The organism is Arthrobacter sp. TmtSoilC51 (assembly GCF_055388015.1).
This window is the reverse complement of sequence record NZ_AP035877.1, coordinates 3,917,594-3,941,299: the sequence shown is the minus strand read 5'-3', so window position 1 is coordinate 3,941,299 and position 23,706 is coordinate 3,917,594. Positions and strand designations below refer to the sequence as shown.

General features: G+C 62.8%; 15 protein-coding genes. 8 read left to right on the top strand and 7 right to left on the bottom strand.

The annotated features are described in order from the left end of the window. Nucleotides 1-14: 14 nt before the first annotated feature. Nucleotides 15-2,807: an aminotransferase class I/II-fold pyridoxal phosphate-dependent enzyme gene (locus tag ACZ5G6_RS18010; protein ID WP_498687003.1), complete on the bottom strand. Its 2,793-nt coding sequence runs from the start codon at nt 2,805-2,807 to the stop codon at nt 15-17. 17 nt (nt 2,808-2,824) lie between these two features. Next, a complete protein-coding gene (locus ACZ5G6_RS18005; protein ID WP_498691940.1) occupies nt 2,825-4,276 on the bottom strand; it encodes an amino acid permease in 1,452 nt (483 codons plus the stop codon). 388 nt (nt 4,277-4,664) lie between these two features. On the opposite strand from ACZ5G6_RS18005, the gene ACZ5G6_RS18000 reads away from it, so the two are divergent. The 5 genes from ACZ5G6_RS18000 (at nt 4,665) to ACZ5G6_RS17980 (ending at nt 11,530) form a co-directional block, all read left to right on the top strand. After that, entirely contained in the window at nt 4,665-6,281 is a 1,617-nt protein-coding gene (locus tag ACZ5G6_RS18000) for a PucR family transcriptional regulator (protein ID WP_223934181.1), read from the top strand. A 4-nt stretch (nt 6,282-6,285) separates the two neighbouring features. After that, entirely contained in the window at nt 6,286-7,197 is a 912-nt protein-coding gene (locus ACZ5G6_RS17995) for a glutaminase (protein ID WP_223934180.1), read from the top strand. A 108-nt stretch (nt 7,198-7,305) separates the two neighbouring features. Next, nucleotides 7,306-8,592: a uroporphyrinogen-III C-methyltransferase gene (gene cobA / locus ACZ5G6_RS17990; protein ID WP_498687001.1), complete on the top strand. Its 1,287-nt coding sequence runs from the start codon at nt 7,306-7,308 to the stop codon at nt 8,590-8,592. 20 nt (nt 8,593-8,612) lie between these two features. Further along, nucleotides 8,613-10,079: an FAD-dependent oxidoreductase gene (locus tag ACZ5G6_RS17985; protein ID WP_223934178.1), complete on the top strand. Its 1,467-nt coding sequence runs from the start codon at nt 8,613-8,615 to the stop codon at nt 10,077-10,079. Between the two features lie 71 nt (nt 10,080-10,150). Beyond that, the gene (locus ACZ5G6_RS17980) at nt 10,151-11,530 is read left to right on the top strand and encodes a rhodanese-like domain-containing protein (protein WP_498686998.1); all 1,380 of its coding nucleotides are present in this window, start codon (nt 10,151-10,153) and stop codon (nt 11,528-11,530) included. 72 nt (nt 11,531-11,602) lie between these two features. On the opposite strand, the gene ACZ5G6_RS17975 is transcribed toward ACZ5G6_RS17980, so the two are convergent. From ACZ5G6_RS17975 to ACZ5G6_RS17965, 3 genes are all read right to left on the bottom strand, one after another. Further along, on the bottom strand, nt 11,603-12,283 hold the full coding sequence (locus ACZ5G6_RS17975) for a FadR/GntR family transcriptional regulator (protein ID WP_498686996.1): 681 nt from the start codon (nt 12,281-12,283) through the stop codon (nt 11,603-11,605). Next, nucleotides 12,280-13,563, bottom strand: coding sequence for an MFS transporter (locus tag ACZ5G6_RS17970; RefSeq protein WP_498686994.1), 1,284 nt, complete (start codon nt 13,561-13,563; stop codon nt 12,280-12,282). Before ACZ5G6_RS17970 ends, ACZ5G6_RS17975 begins: the two co-directional genes overlap by 4 nt. Before the next feature lie 77 nt (nt 13,564-13,640). Beyond that, nucleotides 13,641-15,083 (bottom strand): PucR family transcriptional regulator, encoded by a 1,443-nt coding sequence (locus ACZ5G6_RS17965; protein WP_223934173.1) that lies wholly within the window; start codon nt 15,081-15,083, stop codon nt 13,641-13,643. 145 nt (nt 15,084-15,228) lie between these two features. Here ACZ5G6_RS17965 and ACZ5G6_RS17960 point away from each other — a divergent pair, with 145 nt between their 5' ends. Continuing rightward, complete coding sequence (locus ACZ5G6_RS17960; protein ID WP_223934171.1) at nt 15,229-16,659, top strand: gamma-aminobutyraldehyde dehydrogenase; 1,431 nt, start codon at nt 15,229-15,231, stop codon at nt 16,657-16,659. Between the two features lie 63 nt (nt 16,660-16,722). After that, nucleotides 16,723-18,078 carry a 4-aminobutyrate--2-oxoglutarate transaminase gene (gene gabT / locus ACZ5G6_RS17955; protein WP_498686990.1) on the top strand — a complete coding sequence of 452 codons (1,356 nt, stop codon included), beginning with the start codon at nt 16,723-16,725 and terminating at the stop codon, nt 18,076-18,078. A gap of 174 nt (nt 18,079-18,252) precedes the next feature. On the opposite strand, the gene ACZ5G6_RS17950 is transcribed toward gabT, so the two are convergent. Together ACZ5G6_RS17950 and rarD are read right to left on the bottom strand one after the other, a co-directional pair. Continuing rightward, on the bottom strand, nt 18,253-20,694 hold the full coding sequence (locus ACZ5G6_RS17950; RefSeq protein ID WP_498686988.1) for a polysaccharide lyase 8 family protein: 2,442 nt from the start codon (nt 20,692-20,694) through the stop codon (nt 18,253-18,255). Between the two features lie 310 nt (nt 20,695-21,004). Next, nucleotides 21,005-21,988, bottom strand: a complete 984-nt coding sequence (rarD, locus tag ACZ5G6_RS17945) for an EamA family transporter RarD (RefSeq protein ID WP_498691939.1) — start codon at nt 21,986-21,988, stop codon at nt 21,005-21,007. Between the two features lie 246 nt (nt 21,989-22,234). On the opposite strand from rarD, the gene ACZ5G6_RS17940 reads away from it, so the two are divergent. Next, nucleotides 22,235-23,671 carry an FAD-dependent oxidoreductase gene (locus tag ACZ5G6_RS17940; RefSeq protein WP_498686986.1) on the top strand — a complete coding sequence of 479 codons (1,437 nt, stop codon included), beginning with the start codon at nt 22,235-22,237 and terminating at the stop codon, nt 23,669-23,671. The last annotated feature ends 35 nt before the right edge of the window (nt 23,672-23,706 follow it).

Here is a 23,706-nt window from a genome sequence, read left to right as displayed (position 1 = left end):
GATCCGGTTACGCCCTACGACGCGGCGGGCAGCCGCCCGATGCCGGCCGCTGCGACAGCACTTGCCGAAACGCCAGATTCCGAAACACCAGACTCAACCACTGACCCATCCACGAAAACCCGGTATCCACGTTCGTGATCGAAACCGTGGATCTCGCGGGTGTCCAAAGCGGCCATGAACTCCAACGTCTGCCGGGTAATGACCTGGCCCGGGACGAGGATGGGGAAGCCCGGCGGGTACGGCGTAACGAAGCCGGCGGAAATAACTTCCTGGCCTTCTCGTACCGCAATGGCCAGCTCCTCGGCGGACAAGTACGCGGTGGATTCCGGCTTGTAGCTTTCGAAGTAGGCGGCGCGGATATCGCCGTCTTCGCAGGCGTCGTTCACACGGAACCGCGCGGCGAACGTGCTGAAGTCCGGAAGTGGCGGCGTCTGCCCAAGCCCCGCTGACCCTCCGGCCTGCGAAAGCACAGGCACTGACCGAGGCCGCGATGAGGGATGCGGGTTATCGAAACCTTCTGCGAGTTTGACCAGCACCTCGATCAAGTACGCCACGGAACTCCGCGATGTGCCGATGTTGGTCATGAACAGCACCGTGTTCCGGGACGTCTTGTTCACCTGGATTCCGTGATCGTCCATGAGGTAGCTGTGGCGGAACGTGTCGCCGTCGATGCCCGTCTTGCTGATATCCAGCGTGAGGCGGCTGGGATCGATGACGAACTCATCGCGCTGCCAGGCGTCCTCAAGTTCCGCCAATCCCTCCCGCAACGGCATGGCGGCGCTGGTCTCACGGTATTGGGGCTCAATGAGGTCCCGCGAGGTCAACACACGGAAGTACTTCTTCAGCAGGGGATGCCGTGCCACGGCTTGTGCCACTGAGACGGCGAGGTCGGATTGCCTCTGGACCAAGCCAAAACCTTCAAGCTCCACCTGCCGCCGGCCAATGTCCAGGGACGCCAGGATTTGGTAATTGGGTGAGGTGGAGGTGTGGGTCATGTACGCCTCACGGAAGGACTCCTGGTTGGACGACATGAAGTCTTGGTCGTACACATGGATCATGGAGCCCTGGCGTAGGGATGTCAGGGTCTTATGCGTGGACTGGGTGGCGTAGACCCTGATGCGCGCCTTCGCGGGGTCGGGAATCAGCCGGGTGTTCAGCCAGGCCTCATCATCCACTGGCTCACCCGTGGCAGGGTCATGGAGGGCCGCTGCCTGATCGGCAAACCGGGCAGCGTAGGCCGGGTTGCTGAAGGACGCCTCCAACGCAGCTGCCGATGCCATCGCCGTTCGGCGCCGGTAGATGGGATGCGAGCGGGCGAAGGCAAACCATGCCTCGTCCCAGAGGAACACCAGATCAGGTTTGATGGCCAGGCATTCCTCCATGACACGTTCCACGTCGTAAACGATCCCGTCAAAGGTGCAGTTGGTGAGCGTGACCATTTTGACTTCGTGGAGCCGCCCGGCACGACGGTACTCCAGCAGCCTGCGCTTCAGGCTGGCCAAGGGCACGGCGCCGTAGAAGGCGTACTTGTCCAAGGGGTAGGCATCCAGATATGAAACCCGGGCACCGGCGAGCACGAACGCGTAGTGATGGGACTTGTGGCAGTTTCGGTCAACCAACACAACGTCACCGGGGGCCAACAGGGATTGGTGAACGATCTTGTTGGCGGTGGAGGTGCCATTGGTAACAAAGTAGGTTCTCTGCGCTCCGAAGGCCCGGGCGGCGAGGTCCTGCGCCTGTTTGATGGATCCGTGCGGGTCAAGCAGGGAATCAAGGCCGCCGGAGGTCGCGGATGTCTCCGCCAAAAGAAGGTTTGTCCCGTAAAAATCGGCCATGTCCCGGATCCAGGGGGAGTTCCCTACGGATCCGCCCCGTGAAATGGGCAGGGCGTGGAAGACGCTTGCGGGCCTACGGCTGTAATCCTGCAGGGCCGTGAAGAACGGAGCTTCGTATCGTTCTGCAACCCCGGACAACAGGGACAAATGCAGGTCCAGGTGATCCTGCCTGCGGAAAATCCTTCGGAACTTCCTGGTCAGTGACCCGGCCAAGGATTCGATGGAAACGCCTGCAACCAGGTAGACGTCCAACTCAGGCCGGAGCCCGGATAATTCCTCGGCCAAGCCCAGGATCCGTTTGACAGGTCGCAAAGCCTGCAGGTCTTCGGGGGTGTGCCCAGCCAGGAACCGGCGGAGATCGCTGCCGAGTAGCTGGGAGCTGCGAACGGAAAAACCCGGACGCAGGATCACGGCTTGGATATCCGGGTTAAGCAGGACGGCAACCAACGCGTCTTCGTAGCTGGGAACCACATTGATGTCGTAAGTAAAAGCATCGGAAGGACGGCGCTGGGCTGCCATATTGCTCTTGAGCGACTCAGCTTCCTGGACCGTGACGTTGTCCACTACCAAGACTTCGAAGCGGGGACGCTCAGCCTGCTCGGTTTGCGAAACCTCGTCCTCCAGCGACTCCTGGATAACTCCGGACACTGAACCGGGCTCCGTTCCAGAAGCCAGCGGAAGGTGCGCCAAACCGCCCAGAAGCTCGAGCGCGGCGTGGGGGTCGCCGTCGTCGACCAATTGGCGCAACTGCGCCACAGCGTCAACTCCCGGCTCTGCCCAGTAGGGTTCCACGGCGTCCAGGAGGGCAAAAGTGCGGCTGATCTGGGAGCGCAAGCCCGAATCGGGGGACGCGGAGTTGTGGTCCAAGGCAAGTTGCTTGATGGCGTATCCCAGGAACTCCCAAGCATCGGCGCGCGACCTCCAGGCGCGGCTGGGTGTGCCAATTTTTGGAAGGGGGGAGAGGGTGCTCATGTGACGTGTTTTCTCTTTCAAACTGAGGGCGGGTTCAAAGCGGGCTGCTCGTTGTGGATTCGGCCCCGGTGGGCATACCAGCCGCCGACGAGCAGCGGTGCCAGCACCAGCAGGGAAGCGAGCACCCATCGGCCTGTTTCCGAGAAGCCCATGGTGATGAGGACAAAGGCCAGGAATCCGAGAGTCAGATAAGAAGTAAAGGGGGCGCCGAAAAGCTGGAACGCAGGCCTTGCCACTTTGCCGCTCCGCACCCACGCCTGGAGTTTGATGTGGCAGAGCATGATGGTGGCCCAGCCCCCGATGATGCCCAGAGCAGAGACCTCAAGCACGATTTCAAAGACCTGCGACGGAACGATCGCATTGAGGCCCACACCCATCAACGTGATGACCGCAGTCAGCAAGATGCCGCCGTAAGGAACACCGGAAGCGCTGATGCGGGCGGTGAAGCGTGGAGCTGAGCCTTTGACAGCCATGGAGCGCAGGATCCGGCCGGTGGAGTACAAGCCGGCGTTGAGGCTCGAGAGGGCGGCGGTCAGAACCACGAAATTCATCACGGAGGCCGAAATCGCGCCAGCCTGGGGATCGCCAAGGTGGGAGAAAAAGGTCACGAACGGCGATTCGCCGGACTTGTAGGACGTGAAGGGCAGCAGCAGGGAGAGCAAAAGGACGGAGCCGACATAGAAAATACCGATACGAAGCACCACTGTGTTCACGGCTTTGGGCATGACCTTGTGAGGGTTGGCGGTTTCGCCGGCGGCGGTGCCCACCAGTTCAACGGCCGCGTAGGCGAACACGACGCCGCTGATCGCCAGGAGCGGCGCCACCGCGCCGGTGGGGAAGAGACCCCCGTTGTCCGCAATGACGTTCAGGCCGGGAACGCCCACATCCGTTTTGCCACCAAGGACAATGAAGCAGATTCCGACGACGAGGAAGGCCACGAGCGCACCCACCTTGATGAGGGCGAACCAGAACTCCATCTCGCCGAAAATCTTCACCGACACGAGGTTCAACGCCAGCACTACCACCAGGGCGATGAGGGCGATGAGCCACTGGGGGACGTCATTGATGGGCTGCCAGAACTGGCCCCAAAACTTCACGTACAGGGCCACTGCGGTGACGTCCACAATGGAGGTCATGGCCCAATTCAGGAAGTACAACCAGCCAGCCGTGTACGCCATCTTCTCGCCGTAAAACTCACGGGCATAGGAAACAAACGAGCCCGAGGCTGGGCGGTAGAGAACCAACTCGCCCAGAGCCCGCAGGATGAGAAAGGCAAAAAATCCGCACACCGCATAAACCAGGACCAAGGCGGGGCCTGAACCATTGAGGCGGCCTCCTGCGCCCATGAAAAGCCCCGTGCCGATCGCGCCACCGATGGCGATCATCTGGATCTGGCGAGGCTTGAGTGTCTTCCGGTAGCCCGATTCTTCCGTTGAGAAATCCTGGCCTGGCTCCTGGCCATCAAGCAGGGTGCCGGCCCCGTCGGACCGGTTGGGCGCAGCAGTATGCGCTGAAACTGACGTGGGTATCACTGAGGGGTCTCCTTTGACTCCGGCGCCGCCGTCGGCAGCTCAACAGTCCCAACGGGCACAGACGTGTTCTCTGGCACTGGCGCGACAGTCAGTGTTTGTGGCGTTGGGGACAGTCAATAACTCTAGATCTCAGGCGAATCGCGCAAATTGGCTGGCGAACCAAATTCAGGGCCCGGCTCTTGTGCTGGCTGGACAACACTGGTGTCCTGAAGGCCCGGTAATGTTTCTCGCTGTGCGCGATTGCGCAGGAGCATGGGCAGGATTTCTTCAATGGCGATGGAATCCAGTTGACCCGAACTGAATACGAGAGGAAGCGATAGCTTCGTTGAAGGCCCTGGAAATTGACGACGACGGCGTCGTCACCTTGCTGAGCGATGTACTTGAAGACCTGGGGGTGGACAACGCACGGTTGTTGCTTGCCCCCGACACGGACAACCTGACAGTTCGTGAAACGGTCATTGTGGATGCTGAAGACGAGAATGCCACCCGCCCCGGGTCCTTGGTGATGCTCATCGGCGCCCGTGGACGTGTGGCGCTGCCGGCAATCCGGCGGATCATTAGCGACAGGCCAACGGCCGTCGCGGTCAAGGGCAACGAACGTGAACTCGAAGCCGTGGCGGAGCTGTTGCAATCCACCGGAATCGGATTGGTTGCCGTAGCCCCGGGCCTTCGCTGGGACAAGTTCGAAAGCGTCGCCTTGGACCGTATCCGGGAACGCGGTGTGTCCGGGGAGAATCCCACCACGGTGCACAGGGACTTGTTTGCCATCGCCCAAACAACGGCAACCCTGACCAACGGCCACGTCGTCATTGAGGATCCGGGAAACCGGGTCCTCGCGTACTCGCCGGCTTCCAACGACGTCGATGAGCTCCGGCGCCTGTCCATTCTTGCAAGGCGCGGACCGGAGCGGTACCAGAAGCTCCTCAAGGAATCAGGCGTCTACAAGCACCTTCAGGCCACCGAAGAGCCCGTTCACGTGGATGCCAACCCCGCGGCCGGGCTTCGGGAACGCGTGGCCATTGGCATCCATGCGGGGAGCCGCGTGATGGGCTACATCTGGCTGCAGGAAGGGGCCGAACCGCTGGCACAGAACACTGACAGGCTGATGATCGGCGCTGCGCGCCATGCGGCGATCGAACTGGTGCGCCACCGGAACCAGCAATCCCAATCCATGCGCGAGGACCGGGTGTCCAGCCTGCTGAGCGGCACGGCACAGGTTCATTCGCAGGCCCAGTCGGCAGGAATCGACCCCTCCAAACCTGCGGCCTTGGTGTTGATTTCCGCGGGCGGGTTGGACCAGAGCGCCCCCGGCCTCCAGCTCCGCAGGGGTGAGCTCTCCAACCTCGCATCCATCCACGCCGCGGCATACCGTCCGGGAGCAGTCGTGGGAGCGCTGGGCATGGAAACAGCAATTATCCTGCCCGATCTGGACCCGGTAAAGTCCCTGCCCGCCATCAACCGGCTGGTCAATACGATTGTGCGTGACGCCACCACACACCTGCATTTCCAGGTCCAGGCCGCCGTTGGCCCGATTGTTCCCCGGCTGGACGCCCTGCACGCAACGCTTGACCACGTCCGCAGTGTCCTTAAGGTGCTGCAAAGCACCCCGTCCATCCGGGTTGCCTCCTACAGGGATGTGGAAACCACAGTCCTTACCAACGAATTGCTTGATCTGTTGGAAACCCGCAAGAGGCTGCGGCACCAGGGCATAGCGAAGCTCTGCGACCGCTATCCGGAGTTCGCTTTGACCCTTCTCACGTACCTCGAATTCTTCGGCGATGTGAACCGCTGCGCCGAGGAACTGGCCATCCACCGCAACACCGTCCACTACCGTCTGCGACGTGCGTGCGAGGAAGCAGGGCTGGACCTGCAGTCCGCGGACGAACGCTTGCTTGCCCATCTCCAGTTACGACTGTGGACCTACGCAGAGGCCAGGAGCTAGAACCTTGGACATCCAGAATCTCCTCGACGACATCGTCGGGGCAGTACAGCCGCACGTCGGCCAAGGCAACGTGGCCGATTACATCCCGCAGCTGGGATCCGTCGACCCACACCAGTTCGGCATCTCCCTCGCCACCCGGGACGGTGACGTCTACTCTTCAGGGGACGCGCATGTGCCTTTCTCAATACAAAGTATTTCCAAAGTGTTCGCGCTCGCCTTGGTGTTGGCCTTCGATGGCGATGGAATCTGGAAGCGCGTCTTCCGCGAACCATCGGGCAACCCGTTCAACTCGTTGATCCAATTGGAGAGCGAGGAAGGGATTCCCCGGAACCCCTTCATCAACGCAGGCGCGATCGTGGTCAGCGATCGGCTCCTCAGCGTCACGGGAAGTGCTGCCCTGTCTGTCCGCGATTTGATGCGCAGGGAAACCGGCAACTCCACCGTGGCCGCGGACCACTACGTCGCTGCGTCGGAACTACGGAACAGCCACCGCAACGCCTCACTGGCCCACTTCCTTGCCAGCTGCGGGAACCTGGAAAACCCCGTGGAAGCTGTCCTGGAGTCCTATGTGGAACAGTGCGCCCTGGCCATGACGTGCGAAGACCTGGCGCTCGCAACCCGATTCCTGGCGGCCAACGGCGTAGGAGCGGACGGCACGCGATTGCTGTCGCCGGCGCAGACCAAGCGGATCAACGCCGTCATGCTCACCTGCGGGACCTACGACGCCGCCGGGGAATTCGCCTATCGCGTGGGCCTTCCGGGAAAGAGCGGCGTTGGAGGCGGAATCGTCGCAGTAGTTCCCAACAAATGCGCCATCAGTGTGTGGAGCCCGGGCCTTGGCCGGTCCGGCAACTCGGTGGCGGGAGTCGCTGCGTTGGACGAATTCACGACGCGTACGGGCTGGTCTGTTTTTTAGGGGATGAAGTTTTAGGGGGATGAACCCAATGTGACGCTGGATTACCCAGCGTTACCGGGTGTTTCCGAGCCTTTGAAGCATGTTACGAGCCAGCCCTACAGTTTTTTCATGGCAATACAGGACATTTACCCCACAGCATTACGGCTGCTTGGCCGCCCGGTGCTGGTTGTGGGCGGCGGGCCCGTCGCGGAGCGCCGCGCCAAGGGACTGCTTGACGCCGGTGCAAAGGTCACCGTTGTCGCCCCCGTTGCCTCCGAAAACCTCCGCGGACTCGCCCACGCTGGACTCCTCACCTGGGAGCCGCGCGAGTATCGCACGTCAGACCTCGACGGCGTCTGGTTCGTTCAGACGGCCACTGGCGCTCCCGCAGTGGACACCCAGGTTGCAGCCGACGCCGAAGCGCAGCGCATCTGGTGCGTCAATGCCTCGGACCACGAATCTTCGGCCGCATGGACTCCGGCAGTGGCAGTGGTGGATGACGTAAAGATCGCCATCAACGCCGGGGGAGACCCTCGCCGTGCGATGGCCCTCCGCGATGCCGTTGCCACCGCCCTGGAAACCGGTGACCTCCCGCTTCGCCGCCACCGCAAGCCCGATGCGTCCGGAAAGACCTCCACTGGTTCCGTCGGCTCAGTCGCTTTGGTAGGTGGAGGCCCGGGCGACTCGGGACTCATCACAGTCCGTGGTCGCCGCCTGCTTGGTCAGGCCGACGTCGTGGTTGCCGACCGTCTGGGCCCTCGTGAGCTGCTCAAGGAACTTGCCCCGGATGTCCGCGTGATCGAGGTAGGCAAGACGCCCGGTCACCACCCTGTGCCGCAGCTGGAGATCAACCGCATCCTGGTGGACGAAGCCCTCAAGGGCAACCGCGTGGTCCGCCTCAAAGGCGGCGACCCCTACGTTCTGGGACGCGGTGGCGAGGAAGCAGAGTTCTGCCGGCAGAACGGCGTCGAGGTTGAAGTTGTGTCTGGCGTGACGTCGGCAATTTCGGTTCCCGCCGCCGCTGGTATCCCGGTGACTCACCGGGGCCTGGCCAAGGGCTTCAGCGTGGTGACTGGCCACGAAGAGCTGTCCGAAGTCCCTGCCCGGCCGGATCACACTGTGGTTTTGCTCATGGGCGTGGCCCAATTGCGCGATTCCGCGGCTGCCCTGGCTGGCTCGGGTCTGCCTTTGGACACTCCAGTAGGTATCGTTGAGAACGGGTATTTGCCGGACCAGCGCGTCACCATCGGCACGTTGGGAACCATTGCGGACCAGGCTGAAGCCGTCGGCGTGGCCAATCCAGCAGTCATCGTGATCGGCGATGTGGTCCGTGTCAGCCCCTTCGCCCCCCAGCATTTCAAGACCGCTGACTACAGCACCATTACCCCCAACCGTCCCCGCGTCCGCACCAACTGAGAAGAAGAAGGAACACAGCCGTGTCAACTAGCACCCCCGTAGGTTCTGCGGACCGTCCGCTTCGCGTCGCCGTCATCGGCTCCGGCCCGGCCGGCGTGTACGCAGCAGACATCCTGACCAAGAGCGAAGCCGTCAAGAGCGGCGAACTCAACGTCAGCATCGACCTCTTTGACCGCTACCCGGCACCGTACGGCCTCATCCGCTACGGCGTTGCTCCGGACCACCCCCGCATCAAGGGCATCGTCAACGCCCTGCACAAGGTCCTGGACCGCGGCGATATCCGCTTCTTCGGCAACGTTGACTACGGCACGGACATCTCCATCGAGGACCTGCGCAAGCACTACGACGCCGTCATCTTCGCCACCGGCGCCATCAAGGACGCGGACCTGAACATCCCGGGCATCGAGCTTGAGGGATCCTTCGGCGGCGCCGACTTCGTCTCCTGGTACGACGGCCACCCGGACGTTTCCCGCGAATGGCCGCTGGACGCCAAGGAAATCGCTGTCCTCGGCAACGGCAACGTTGCCCTTGACGTGGCGCGTGTCCTCTCCAAGCACGCCGATGACCTGCTGGTCACCGAAATCCCGGACAACGTTTACGCCGGCCTGAAGAACTCTCCGGTCACGGACGTCCACGTCTTCGGCCGCCGCGGCCCCGCCCAGGTGAAGTTCACCCCGCTGGAACTGCGCGAACTCTCGCACTCCAAGGACGTAGACATCATCCTCTACGCCGAGGACTTCGAATTCGACGAAGAGTCCGACCGCCAGGTCCAGACCAACAACCAGACCAAGACCATGGTGGGCACGCTCACCAACTGGATCGCTGAGCAGCCCGAGGACCTCTCCGAGCTCAAGGCTTCCCGCCGCCTGCACCTGCACTTCCTGCACAGCCCGGTTGAGATCGTTGACTCCGCGGAGACTCCGGGCAAGGTTGCCGGCATCAAGTTCGAGCGCACCGAGCTGGACGGCACGGGCAACGCCCGCGGAACCGGCGAGTTCATCGACTACCCGGTCCAGGCCGTTTACCGTGCCATCGGCTACTTCGGCTCCGCCCTGCCGGACGTTGAGTTCGACCACAAGAAGGGCGTTGTCACGAACGACGGCGGCCGCGTCCTGGACGCCGACGGCCAGCACGTACCGGGCCTCTACGCAACGGGCTGGATCAAGCGTGGTCCGGTGGGCCTCATCGGCCACACCAAGGGCGATGCCCTGGAGACCGTCACGTACCTCCTTGAGGACCGCCAGAACCTGCCCTTCGCTGAGGTTCCCGAAGCTGATGCGGTGGTGGAACTGCTCGACGCCCGCGGGGTGAAGTTCACCAGCTGGGAAGGCTGGCTGGCACTGGACGCCCACGAGCTCGCGCTCGGCGCTGCAGCCACCGAGGCCGGCACGTCCCACGGCGTTGAGGTCACGCGTGAGCGCATCAAGGTTGTGCCGCGTGAGGACATGGTGGACATCTCCCGCGACGGAGTAGCCGCACAGGTCTAGTTTTTCTGCGTTGGCGGGGTCACTCATTGAGTGGCCCCGCTTTTGCTTAACCTTCAGCGGTACGCTGAATCATGGACGTCGTAGTCATCGAAACCATGGCATTGGGGGACCGCAGCTACCTGGTGCATGACGGCAAAGTTGCGCTGGTTATAGACCCGCAGCGGGACACTGATCGGATAGAAGCGGCAGCGAGGCAAGCTGGCGTCCGGATCACCCACGTCGCCGAAACCCATCTGCACAACGACTACGTCACCGGCGGGCTGGTTTTGGCTGAAAAACATGGTGCCGAGTACTTGGTCAACGGTGATGACCATGTTGCGTTTGATCGCGTCCCCGTCACCGACGGGCAAGTCATCCGTGTGGGGCGCTTGATTGTGAAGGTGCTCGCAACGCCTGGGCACACGCACACGCACCTTTCGTACGTCGTCCGGGAGGAAGCGCACGACGGCGGCCCCGAGGCTGTGTTTTCCGGCGGCAGCTTGCTCTACGGTTCCGTTGGGCGGACGGACCTGGTCTCGCCACATGACACGGCCGGCCTGGCACACGACCAGTATTCTTCGGTCCGGCGTCTGGTCGCTGAGGCGCAATCCGATGCTGCCCTTTATCCAACGCACGGCTTCGGATCCTTCTGTTCCATCGGACCAGCGAGCAGGCAGAACGCCTCGACCATTGGCGAGCAAGCCGTCGCCAATCACGCGTTAACGGACCCCAGTGAGGACCATTTCGTGGCTGAGCTCTTGGAGAACATCACGGCTTACCCGGCCTACTACGCGCACATGAGCCCGCTCAATGCAGGTGGCCCTGGCCCGGCAAATCTGGGAGTACCTGATTCAGTGGACGCCGCAGAGCTGGGTCGTCGTTTGGACGCGGGCGAGTGGGTGGTGGATCTGCGGCACCGGGTGGCCTTTGCGGACAGCCATCTTCACGGCAGCGTGAGCTTCGAATACGGAAGCGGCTCCAACTTCACCAGCTACCTCGGCTGGGTGATCCCGTGGAACCAGCCACTCACCCTACTGGGCCCGTTGGACGAAGTAGAGAAGGCGATCCGTGACCTGGCGAGAATCGGCATCGATAGTCCGGATGCCGCCGTCGGGCCTAACGCTAAAGTCTTGGACATTGGTGCCTTGGCGCCGGACCACACGCAGGCGTCGTATCCGCACTCGGACTGGGCCGGGCTCGTCAAGGACAGAACACCGGAGGACGTGGTCCTTGATGTTCGGCGGCCGGATGAATTCGCGGCCTCGCATGTCAGGGGCGCGCTCAACATGCCGGTATATGAGCTGCTCGGAAGGATCACGGAGCTGCCGGAGTCAAGAATCTGGGTGCACTGCGCAACGGGTTACCGGGCGAGTGTTGCAGCCAGCCTCCTGGACCGGGCGGGACGCGACGTGGTGCTGATCAACGCCAGGTACAAGGACGCGGCCGGGGTGGGAATCGAAACGACTCCGTAAAGACGTTGCCGGGCCGCTGTTACGTGGTTGGGCAACAACGGAAAAGCGGGCTGGCAACGGACTAGCGAAGGGTTAATGTGGGGTTTTGTCCGCGCAGAAATCCAGGTTCCGGTAGACGCTCCGGACGGCGGCGTCGGGATCGTGGGCTTCCAAAGCATCCACCAGTTCATCGTGCCCCTCGCGGGGGATGCCGTTGAAGCCCTCCTTGCGTTGCTGCCGGAGGAGGTCATTGTGGAAGACCCCCCCAAACGAGACGTAGAGCTGATGCAGCAGCGGATTTCCGGATGCCAGGGCAACCCGTTCGTGGAATTCCCAGTCAGCGCGGGCCCAGGTGGGGTAGTCCTCGGACTGCCAGGCGTCATGGCGCAGGGCCAGCAGGCGCCGCATCTCGGACAGGTCTTCCACCGTTGCGTGCTTGGTGGCAAGGCGGGCCGCCTGGGTATCCAGGCCGAGCCGCACTTCCACGATGTGTTCCTGGGTGTGCTCCAAGTACATGCGCTGGGCCGCACCGGACATTTCACTGTTGGCCCGTACATACGTGCCGTCTCCCCGGCGGACTTCGAGCATGCCCGAGTGTGCCAAAGCCTTGATGGCCTCGCGGAGGGTTCCCCGCGAAACGCCAAGGCTCGCCATGAGTTCAGGCTCAGCCGGGATGCGCTCCTGGAGCGGCCACTCGCCTGATTTGATCATGTCCCGCAGCTTGGCGGTGATCTCCTCGGCAAGTGCCGGGCGATGCGAAGGAGTAAGGGTCATGCTTTCCTCGGTCCGGTCTTGGTAGCAGTGCGCTTGCTCGTGAGCATGTGGCAGGTAACCATGAGCGCCACTGCCACGATGGACAGCAAGCTCAGGGGCAGCGCCCACCCGCCCGTAGCGCTGTGGAGCAGCCCCATGCCAAAGGGGCCGATTGCCGCAATCAAGTATCCCAGCGATTGGGCGATCGTGGAGAGCGCGGTGGTTTCCGCCGTCGAGCGCCCGCTGCGGCTGATGATCACCAGGACCAGCGGGAAGATGCCCAAGCCAAAGCCGAAGAGCACTGCGGAGATGACCGCCAAGGAGGTGGGCAACCAGATCATGGCGGCAATGGCAACCAGCGTGGAGCTGCTCGCGAGGTAGAGAGCAGGCCGCAGCATGCCCGGCCGGGAACCGAAGGCGAGCAGGATCATGCCGGCGGCTACGGAGACCAGCTGCATGACGCCAAACTGCAGTCCGCTTTCGGAAGCACTGAGGCCCTGGGAGGTGAGGATGTACGCGAACCAGCTCATCACGGCGTAGGCGAGGAAAGCCTGGAACGTGAAGATAGCGGTGATGAGGATCCCCAGGCGGGTGCGGAGCAGGGGCCACATGGATACGCGTGGACGGTCCGTCTTGGTGGAATTCCTGTGCGAGTGCAGGACCACCGGGAGGAAGCCGAGTAGCGCTGCGACGCCCAGGATGCCCCAGGCGGCAAGGCCCATCGACGGCGAACCGAGCTGCTGGGCCAAGGGAACGCTCACGGCCGCTGCGAACGTAGCGCCGCCGGACATCGTGAAGGTGTAGAGCCCGGTCATCATGGAGGTGCGGTCCGCATAGTGTTCGCGGATGAACGACGGCATGGCCACGTTGCACACGGCAAGTCCGGACATCGCCAGGACGGTTCCACCGAGCAGGGCGCCCGTCATTGGAACACCGCGCACCAGCAAGCCCCCTGCCAGCAAGGCCAAGGCGATCGCGATGGCCTTCTCAACACCCACGCGGCGGGTCAGCCACGAGGTCCCCATCCCTGCAACCGCAAAGCACAGCAGCGGAATCGAGGGCAGGATCGAAGCCACCAAGGCGCCGTAGCCCAGCGCCTGCTGCAACTCGTGGAAGAGCGCCGCTGCGCTGGTGATTCCGGCGCGCAGGTTCAGTCCGATGAGGACCACTGCAACGATGCCGACGACGGCGACGACGCGCGTCTTGGGGACTGCCTTCACCGCGTGGGCTGTTGCCACGTTGGCGGGGGCAATCTGTGGGAGGTTTCCTGTGGTCGGGGTGTAAGGGGTCGTCGCAGCCATATCTAAAGGTTAGACGTTTGACGTTTCATGTCTAGAACTTTGTGGCGAATCTCTCCGGCGGCGCGGCGGCTGGGCGCTTACCGGGGGTTCCGCGAGCCCAGCCGCTGCACGGCCAGCGCAAGCCAAAGCTGCACCCGGTCCTGCGTCTGCGAGGGGTCGTAGCCCGTCAACTCGGTAATCTGCGCCAGCCTGTACCGCACCGTGTTGCGGTGCAGCGTCAGGGCTTCGGCGACGGCCGCCACAGAGCCGTTGTGGTTGAGGTAGCTCTCCAGCGTGGTCACCAGTTCGGCACCGTGCGCGGCGTCGAACTTCCGCAGGGGGGTGAGCGACTCGCTGGCCATGTCGGCCAACGGAACGTCCTCGCTCGCCAGCAGCAGGGAGGTCAGGCTCAGCCGCTCGGGTTCGTTCACGGGCAAGCCGTGCGCCACGGCGTCGCGCGCTTCAAAGTAGCTCCAGCGCAGGCCGTTCGGCTTCGTATAGGCGCCGCCGATTCCGATCACGGCGTGGATCCCGGCTTCCTGCAGATGGTCGCTCAGGCTCTTGGCCAAGGCTGTGGCAGAGCTGCCGTCGTCGCTGATGACGGTGACCAGGTCCTTCCCGACCACCGCGCTGACGCCAGCTTCCAGCGCCTGGGGCAGCGAGATATTCACCAGTTGCTTGTGGTGTGCCGTGGACTCCGCCACGAGCACCACGTTCTTCCTGGTGCTGTTGATTCCAACGCCTGCCAAACGGCGGGCAGCCTCTATGGTTTCCAGCGTGCCGTGGATGACGTCGTCCAGCACCTGCCCGGCCATGGCTCTCTGGGCCTGGCGCTGCTTGACCATGTTGTTGAGCTCCACGCTGATGAGGTTCTGTGCGTAACTGACAATCCCGGAGTCCACGAACGGCTGCCGCAACCACAGTGTGCAGGCGTCCCTACGGCCGGTGGGAATCGGATACGAAGCCCAGCCATCCGCCGTCGGGGCCGGTTTCCCGGGAACGCTGTTGTAAAGTTGCGCGCTGAACTGGGTAAGCACGACGTCAGTGCGCAGCATGCTGCCCAATTGCTTGAGGAGTTCGCCCAGGCCGCCGCCGGTAAGGAGCGATCGGGCGAGGATCTGGTGTCCTGCCAGGAGTCGTTCCAAGTTTGCGTAGTGGTCAGCCGAATGCGACTCGGCAACGAGTTTTCCGATGGCGATGAAGGGAATCTCGTACTGCACTTCCACCAGGGGCAGGCCCCAACGGTTGGCTTCGGCGATGAGGGCCTCGGGAACGGACTCGTGCGTAAGGCCGATGCCGAAGCCGATGCCCACCGCACCCGCGCGCTGGACCTGCCGGACGAATCGGCGCTGGTCGGCGGCGCTCTTCAGGCGCAGGCCCGTGGTGAGGACCAATTCCCCGCCGCTGAGGAAGCGCTGTGGATCTTCCAGCTCCGTCACGGCCACCCAGCTGATGTCCTGGTTCCAGGTTGTTTCTGCGCTACCTGTTTTGCGGAGCTTCAGGGAGGGGACAGCGACGAGCGAAGAGAGGGACATTGCCATGGTTACAAGCGTAACCCGGCGCTGGTCAAGCGCACTAAGGAGAGTGTGCGTGTGTGTGCAGCTGACTATTCCTTGGACCCCTCTGCTGGCATAGGCTCTGATCAGCTAAAACCCATGCCCACACACCGAAAGAGGGTTGCACACCGTGGTTCAAACCTTGCAGAACTTCATCAACGGCGAATTCGTTACGCCGGCAGGTACGGGTCTCCTGGACATCGTGAACCCCACCAACGGGGAGATCGTTGCCAAGTCGCCGATTTCGGTGCAGGCCGATGTTGACGCCGCCATGACCGCTGCCAGCGACGCTTTCAAGACGTGGAAGCACGTCACACCGGGCCAGCGCCAGCTCATGTTGCTCAAGCTCGCCGACGCCGTGGAGGCCAACAGCGAGGAACTCGTTGAAGCCCAGCACCGCAACACCGGCCAGGTTCGCTCCCTGATCGCTTCCGAGGAAGTTGCCGCCGGCGCAGACCAGCTCCGCTTCTTCGCAGGTGCTGCACGCATCATGGAAGGCAAGTCCGCAGGCGAGTACTTCGAGGGCCACACCTCCTACGTCCGCCGCGAACCGATCGGTGTCGTGGCCCAGGTCGCGCCGTGGAACTACCCGTTCCTCATGGCCATCTGGAAGATCGGCCCCGCCCTGGCCGCTGGAAACACTGTTGTCCTCAAGCCGTCGGACACCACCCCGGAATCCACCCTGGTGCTGGCACGCCTCGCGGGGGAAATCTTCCCCGCCGGCGTCCTCAACGTTGTCCTGGGAACCGGTGAAACCGGCGCCATGATGGTGGATCACAAGGTCCCCGGCCTGGTGTCCATCACCGGTTCCGTCCGCGCCGGCATCGCCGTTGCCAGCGGTGCGGCCAAGGGCCTCAAGCGTGCACACCTGGAACTTGGCGGCAAGGCTCCGGCCATCGTCTTCAAGGACGCCGACATCAAGAAGAGCGCTGCGGCCATCGCAGAATTCGCCTTCTTCAACGCCGGCCAGGACTGCACGGCCATCACCCGTGTACTGATCGAGGACGAGATCCACGATGACATGGTGGCGGCCATGGTTGAGCACACCAAGACGCTGCACACCGGTTCCGAGAACGACGAAGACAACTACTTCGGCCCGCTCAACAACGTGAACCACTTCAACGCCGTCACCTCCGTGGTGGAACACCTCCCGGAGAACTGCAAGATCGAAACCGGCGGCCACCGCGCGGGCGAGAAGGGCTTCTTCTTCGAGCCCACCATCATCACCGGCGCCAAGCAGACCGACGACATCGTCCAGAAGGAAACCTTCGGTCCCGTCATTACGGTCCAGAAGTTCAGCACCGAAGCCGAAGCGCTCGAGCTGGCCAACGACGTCGAATACGCCCTGGCATCCAGCGTCTGGACCACCGACCACGGCACTGCCATGCGCATGAGCCGTGACCTGGACTTCGGCGCAGTCTGGATCAACACCCATATCCTCCTCACGGCAGAGATGCCGCACGGTGGCTTCAAGCAGTCCGGCTACGGCAAGGACCTCTCCATGTACGGCGTGGAGGACTACACGCGCATCAAGCACGTCATGAGTGCATTGGATGCATAACTCAGTTGCATAACGCAGTCGCGTAACCCTCCACACCTGGCTTCCCAGAAAGGCAATCACCCCATGACCACTACCGCGAACGAACTCTCGTACCGCATCGAGCAGAAGCGCAACATCAACGGCGCCTTCCCCGGCCCCAAGTCGCAGGCACTGGCCGAGCGTCGCTCCGCCGTCGTTGCTGCCGGCGTCGCTTCCGGCGTACCCGTCTACGTCGAAGACGCCGACGGCGGCATCATCCGCGACGTCGACGGCAACTCCTTCATCGACCTCGGCTCCGGCATCGCCGTGACCAGCGTCGGCGCGTCCGACCCCGCCGTCGTCGCCGCCGTCCAGGAAGCCGCCGCGCACTTCACGCACACCTGCTTCATGGTCACCCCGTACGAGGGCTACGTCGCAGTGGCCGAGCAGCTCAACCGCCTCACCCCGGGCGACCACGCCAAGCGCACCGTGCTGTTCAATTCCGGCGCTGAAGCCGTGGAGAACGCCGTCAAGGTTGCACGCCTGGCTACCGGCCGCGACGCTGTTGTTGCTTTCGACCACGCTTACCACGGCCGCACCAACCTGACCATGGCGCTCACTGCCAAGGCCATGCCGTACAAGACCAACTTCGGCCCGTTCGCGCCCGAGGTCTACCGCATGCCCATGAGCTACCCGTTCCGTGAAGAGAACCCGGAGATCACCGGTGCCGAGGCTGCCAAGCGCGCCATCACCATGATCGAGAAGCAGATCGGTGGCGACCAGGTTGCCGCGATCATCATCGAACCCATCCAGGGTGAGGGTGGCTTCATCGTTCCGGCCGAAGGCTTCCTCCCGGCACTGTCGGCTTGGGCCAAGGAAAAGGGCATCGTCTTCATTGCTGACGAGGTCCAGTCCGGTTTCTGCCGCACGGGCGAATGGTTCGCCGTTGACCACGAAGGTGTTGTCCCGGACATCATCACCATGGCCAAGGGCATCGCCGGCGGCCTGCCGCTGTCCGCGATCACCGGCCGCGCCGATCTGCTCGACGCCGTCCACCCGGGCGGCCTCGGCGGCACCTACGGTGGCAACCCGGTTGCTTGCGCAGCAGCTCTCGCAGCCATCAACACCATGGAGCAGCACGACCTCAACGGCCGCGCCCGCCACATCGAAGAGCTCGCCCTGGGCAAGCTCCGCGATCTGGCTGGAGAAGTTTCCGTGGTTGGCGACGTCCGTGGCCGTGGCGCCATGCTGGCCATTGAGCTCGTACAGCCCGGCTCCAAGGAACCGAACGCTGAGCTCACCAAGGCCGTCGCCGCCGCATGCCTCCAGGAAGGTGTCATCATCCTGACCTGTGGCACTTACGGCAACGTGATCCGCCTGCTTCCGCCGCTCGTGATCAGCGACGAGCTGCTCCTCGACGGCCTCGAGGTTCTCGCCGCCGCCATCAAGGCCAACGCGTAAGGTCTGTTTCGCGGAGGAGGGCCGGGATTTCCCGGCCCTCCTTCTGCGTTAAACGGCCGAGTTCGCGGGAACCCGCCGAGTTCGCGGGAGGTTTCCGTGCGAACTCGCACGGCTCCCACGGTGTCGGCGTCGCGGGGCTGCACGTTCCAGAGAACGCACGACGCCGGAGCCCACCTAGGTGCCCAGCGTCAGGTTCTTCTGGTGGCCATGTCCGTCGAGTTGGACTTCGATGACGAGGGGATCGACGCTGACAAGGGCCACGCCGTCGTCGGCCTGTGCCAGCGTGCGCCACTGGGTTCCTGGCAGCGTGACCCGAACGCTGGACTGTGTCCGGGACGGATCTGCAACGGAGACAGCGAGCTGGTCCCCAACCTGGCGGACTGCCAGCGTGCCGGGCCCGGAGACCGTATAGCCCTCGCTGCTGCCTGCGGCGAAGAAGTTGGCCAGGACCAGCTTTTCCGTCGCGACTTCGATCATCTGCGACACTGAGGAGTTTGCCAGGACCCTTACATCGGGATTCGCGGACTGCGAGAACGTGGTGTCGTGGGTTGCTGCGGGGAGCACTATGTATGCGTAGCCGGAATCCGCGGGATCCACGCCGTGGCGGTGTGTGATGGTCACGTATTCCCGTGTGACGGGATCCGTGGTGCCGCCGGTATCCGCTCCGGAGTTGACGTCATACCAGCTGCCCGTTCGGCGGATCACGGCGACCTCGGTTGCTCCTGAGATGCCGGGCGCGTCCAAGAGGACATAGCCGCCATGCCCTTCAATGTGAACTGATCGTTTAATGGCTACGGGGGAATCGCCATCAGCCAGGCGACGCGTCCGGGAATCAGTTCGCAAGTCCGGAACGGACCCCACGGCGAAGGACCTGTTCTCGATGGTGGTCCGAACCGAAGCTCCACCTGTACCGGTGATGCCCGCGCCCAGGCAGATGACGGCGTCATCCAGGAAGAACCACGATTTCCTTCCGGACAGGGACTTGTTGTGGTTGAGGTGGTCCATACCGATGACGCCCCAACGTCCGTCCACGGTGAGTCCGCCGGCAAAGGCCTGGAAAGCGCGGGGGATTCCAGTTCCTGCACCGCCTGCTCCGCTCGCGCGTGCTTGGTCGTTGACTGTGGTGCCCGGGAGTGCGTAGGGATCCACCGTGGGCCAGAAGTCAGCGCTGAACTGGGAGGGATCTTGCCGGGTGTACAAAAAAGTCATTCCGTCGCCCTGATACCAGCCGAGGTTGTTCTCGCTGTTGCCCCACTCGTAGCGGCCAATGCGCTTGGAGGACAGGTTCACCGTGCAGCCCCACTGTGGTCTGTGGTGCACCAGCCGATCCTGGTCGGCGAACATCCGGCTATACACAGGCGCGGGTGCTGAAACCACGGAGGAATCGGACAGGACGCCCATCGATAACAGGGACTTTGCCAGGCTCTGCGTTGGATGGCCAACGAGTTTCTGGTCCGCGCAGCGTTCAAGCCAGCCCTTGGCCAAGGCGAGGAACCTCGAACGGTACGGCTCCTCGCAGCCTGGTGCCAGCAGTAAGACGGCGGAGATCAGCCCAAAGCCGCTGACATAGTCGGGCTCGCGCTGCCGGGATACGGCACGGCCACGGATGGTGTCCATGATCCGGCCGTCCCACACGAACGGTGCGTAGGTGTTCTCCACTGCCTCCAGGAGCACGGAACGCTTGGGGTCGTTGACTGCCCAGGAGCTTCCACCGAGCATGGCGATGATCTCTGCGATGCCGGCCAGAGCCACAACGCCGTAGGTTCCGGCATATGGCAGATAGCCGTGCTGCACAAAGGAGCCGTCCGTGTAGAAGCCGTCGCCGCTGCTCACGTACGTGAACACACTGTTGGTGCCGCCGCGTACCGTGTCGCTCAAAGCGTCCCTGCCCAGGGCTATCTCATCCGCGTTGTTGTCCAGGATGCCCCGCATGCAGCAGGCCAGCGATTTGTCCACGCGGTTGGCGCCGGTCTCCGCGAGGGACGTTGCGCGCCCGCGCCAATTCGGGTTGGGAGCGAACCAGCGCACTGCTGCCAGCAGCGAAGCCCGCAGCGTTTCGGGCACCTCGGCGTAGAGAAGGGTGAGGATGTCCACCGATTTGCGGGGGACACCTATTTCCCAGAACCACCAATTGCCAGCGGCCCGCATGCCGGGCTTGTACGCGGTGTCATGGAGGAGCTGCAGGCCAGCCACAATATCGGCCGCCAGTTGCGGGTTTCCGGCATAGGGAGTTCCCGGAACCGCATAGCCAAGGGCCATGTCATAGAGGCGGTTGAAATGCAGGCCCATATTGCCGGTGGCCGCCGTGGACTGTCCAATGCCAATCAGCGGAATGTCATTCCACAACGAGGTCCGTACGGGAGCCTTGTCCATGGAAGTCCACCACTTTTCCGTGGTTTGGCCCATACCCTCAAGCTGCGCTGCGAGCTCAGGGACGTCCGCAGCGCTTTGCCCGCCGGCAAGGACCAAGCGCCTTCGATCGATGAGCTGCAGCAGTCCGGGTGCCTGTTCCGCAAACGCCGGGGCGGAGTGGGATAGCAGGGCTCCGGCCAGGGCGGCCGCGCCTGCCGTGCGGAAAAGGGTCCTGCGGTTCAGTGTGGGTCCATTGATGTTCAAAACGGCTCCGTTCAAAACTGTTGCCAGCAAAGGGCAGGTCCATCTGACTGTCATTCGTCTTTGTTCCCCGATGTGGGAACAGCCGCAAATGCCAGCTATGTGGATGTGCCTGTACTCGTTGGCAGGTTGGGGTGGACGTGGCGGTGAAAGTTTCCGCAACTTTATGTCCGGTTGACGGACACCTCAACAGAAATGAACAAAAGTGCTCAGGCTATGAGTTCGTCGGAGAGATGCAACTACGCCGGAAAGCTCCGGCGTTCACGACGCATTCCAGCGTCGATGCACTCCTCCGGCGTTTTCAGCAGTCTGGCTAAGCTCCCGCAGCGGCCGCGATCCTGGCCTTCTTCTTCAGGGACGAGTTCTTCTTTGCCGTGTTCAGCATGTCCACAGTGAGCACCAGCAGGGCGAGCCACACCACGCAGAATCCGATCCAGCGGGCCGTGGTCATGGTCTCGTTAAAGACCGCCAGCGCCACGATGAACTGCAGAATCGGCGCGAAATATTGGAGCAGGCCGATGGTGGTCATGGGCAAACGACGTGCCGAGGCGCCAAAGAAGAGCAGCGGCACAGCCGTGATGACACCAGATGCCAGAAGCAACCAGAAATGACCGGGTCCAAAGGCGGTGAGTGTCGCGACGCCGCTCACGCCCAGGACAACCATGGTTGCGGCTGCAAAGGGGGCCAGGACCACTGTCTCAACGGAGAGACTGGTGAGCGCATCAACCTTGGGGCCGACGCGCTTCTTGACGAATCCGTACAAACCGAAGCTGAAGGCCAGGGTCAACGCGATCCAGGGAAGTTGCCCGTAGGAAAAGGTCAGGACGCCCACTGCCACGAAGCCGATTCCAACTGCTGTCCATTGGAGTGGCCGCAACTTCTCCTTGAGGACGAATACGCCGAGCAGGACCGACACCAAGGGGTTGATGAAGTATCCAAGGGACGTTTCAACTGCGTGTCCTGTGGTGACGCCGAAGGTATAGGTGAGCCAGTTGATGGCAATCAATCCAGCCGCCAAGGCCAGCGAGCCAAAGACTGAGCGGTCCTTCACGGCTGCGCCAAAAACCCTCCAAGCCCTCGTGACCGTGATCAGCAAGGCACAGAAGATCAACGACCAAACGACGCGGTTGGCAACGATTTCCATGGCCCCGGCCGGTTGAAGGGCCAGGAAGTACAGCGGAAGCAGCCCCCACAAGCTGTAAGCGCCAATGCCAAACAGGATTCCCGCCGTCGACTCGCTCCAGACCGGCTTCCGTCCGGGAGCCCTGCCGCCTGTGGTGCGTCCGTCGCTTTCTATTTCACTGCTGGACGCACTCTGGACCCTGGGCTGGTTGGAAGAGGACGAGGTTGCGGTGATCTGCTCGGGTGTCGACACAATGTCGCCAACACCAAACGGCGGCGCAATATTCCGCAATGTTGGAAGCAACAGTGTGTTTTTGTGTGACTCCCGCCATATAGGAGGCTGGGTGCAGGGTGGACATCTAGAATTGGAATCTGCGCGCCCCAACAACGGGCGTGGCTTACTGATTCGGAAGGGCTCACGGTGTCCAACTCAGCCGCAACCACCCCCAAACGTCCGCTTCGCGTCGCCATCGTGGGCGCCGGTCCCGCCGGCGTGTACGCCGCCGACATCCTGACGAAATCCAACGAGGTCAAGGACGGGGACGTGGAGGTCAGTATCGATCTCTTTGAGGCGTACCCGGCCCCGTACGGGCTGATCCGCTACGGCGTGGCGCCAGACCATCCCCGCATCAAGGGCATCGTCAACGCCCTGCACAAAGTGCTGGACCGGGGCGACATCCGGTTCCTCGGTAACGTGACTTACGGCCGGGACCTGACTCTTCACGATTTCCGTGCTTTCTATGACGCCGTGATCTTCTCCACGGGTGCCATCAAGGACGCGGACCTCAACATCCCGGGTATCGGGTTGGAAGGTTCGTTCGGCGGCGCTGATTTCGTTTCCTGGTATGACGGACACCCGGATGTCCCGCGCGACTGGCCGTTGGATGCCAAGGAGATCGCGGTCATCGGAAATGGCAACGTTGCCCTCGATGTGGCCCGCATGCTGGTCAAGCACCCCGAGGAACTGCTGGTTACCGAGATCCCGGAAAATGTGTACGAAGGGTTGAAGAAATCACCCGTTACCGATGTCCACGTGTTTGGTCGCCGCGGTCCTGCGCAGGTGAAGTTCACCCCGTTGGAACTGCGGGAGCTGTCCCACTGCAACGACGTAGACATCGTGCTTTACCCGGAGGACTTTGAGTTCGATGAAGCCTCAGACGAAGCAATCCGCAGCAATAACCAAATCAAGACCATGGTCAACACCATGACCAACTGGCTGGTGGAAGAACACGCGGAATCCGAGCAGCCGTCCTCCCGCCGTCTGCACCTGCATTTCCTGCATAGCCCGGTGGAAATCCTGGACTCGCCGGAAACTCCCGGCAAGGTTTCCGGCATCAAGTTCGAGCGCATGCAGCTCGATGGAACCGGCAACGTCAAGGGCACCGGTGAATTTGTGGAGTACCCCGTGCAGTCCGTCTACCGGGCCATCGGCTACCACGGCTCGCCTCTCGAAGAACTGCCATACGATGCCCGCCGCGGTGTGATACCGAACGACGGCGGTCGCGTCCTGGACGCCGACGGCAAGCCCGTGCCGGGAATCTATGCCACCGGCTGGATCAAGCGTGGACCTGTCGGCCTGATCGGTCATACCAAGGGCGATGCCCTGGAAACCATCGGCTGCCTCCTCGAAGACCGGCTCACGCTGCCTCCGGCCGAGAACCCGGATCCGCAGGCAATCATTGACCTCCTTGAGGAACGCGGTATCGAATACACCACATGGGAGGGGTGGAACCGTCTGGATGCCCACGAGGCCGCCCTGGGTGCCGCGTGGTCCGAATCGGGCAACGGCAACGGCGTCATCCGCGAGCGCATCAAGGTAGTTCCTCGTGAGGAAATGATCCAGATCTCGCGCGGCTGACAATCGCCTCCACCGGAACTAGACTTCTCGGTACT

Bases quoted from the DNA above. Each gene is read 5' to 3' on its own strand.
- ACZ5G6_RS17975 (WP_498686996.1), bottom strand. From the start codon at position 12,283: ATGACCCTTACTCCTTCGCATCGCCCGGCACTTGCCGAGGAGATCACC.
- gabT (WP_498686990.1), top strand. From the start codon at position 16,723: ATGACCACTACCGCGAACGAACTCTCGTACCGCATCGAGCAGAAGCGC.
- cobA (WP_498687001.1), top strand. From the start codon at position 7,306: ATGGCAATACAGGACATTTACCCCACAGCATTACGGCTGCTTGGCCGC.
- ACZ5G6_RS17970 (WP_498686994.1), bottom strand. From the start codon at position 13,563: ATGGCTGCGACGACCCCTTACACCCCGACCACAGGAAACCTCCCACAG.
- ACZ5G6_RS18010 (WP_498687003.1), bottom strand. From the start codon at position 2,807: ATGAGCACCCTCTCCCCCCTTCCAAAAATTGGCACACCCAGCCGCGCC.
- ACZ5G6_RS17965 (WP_223934173.1), bottom strand. From the start codon at position 15,083: ATGGCAATGTCCCTCTCTTCGCTCGTCGCTGTCCCCTCCCTGAAGCTC.
- ACZ5G6_RS17980 (WP_498686998.1), top strand. From the start codon at position 10,151: ATGGACGTCGTAGTCATCGAAACCATGGCATTGGGGGACCGCAGCTAC.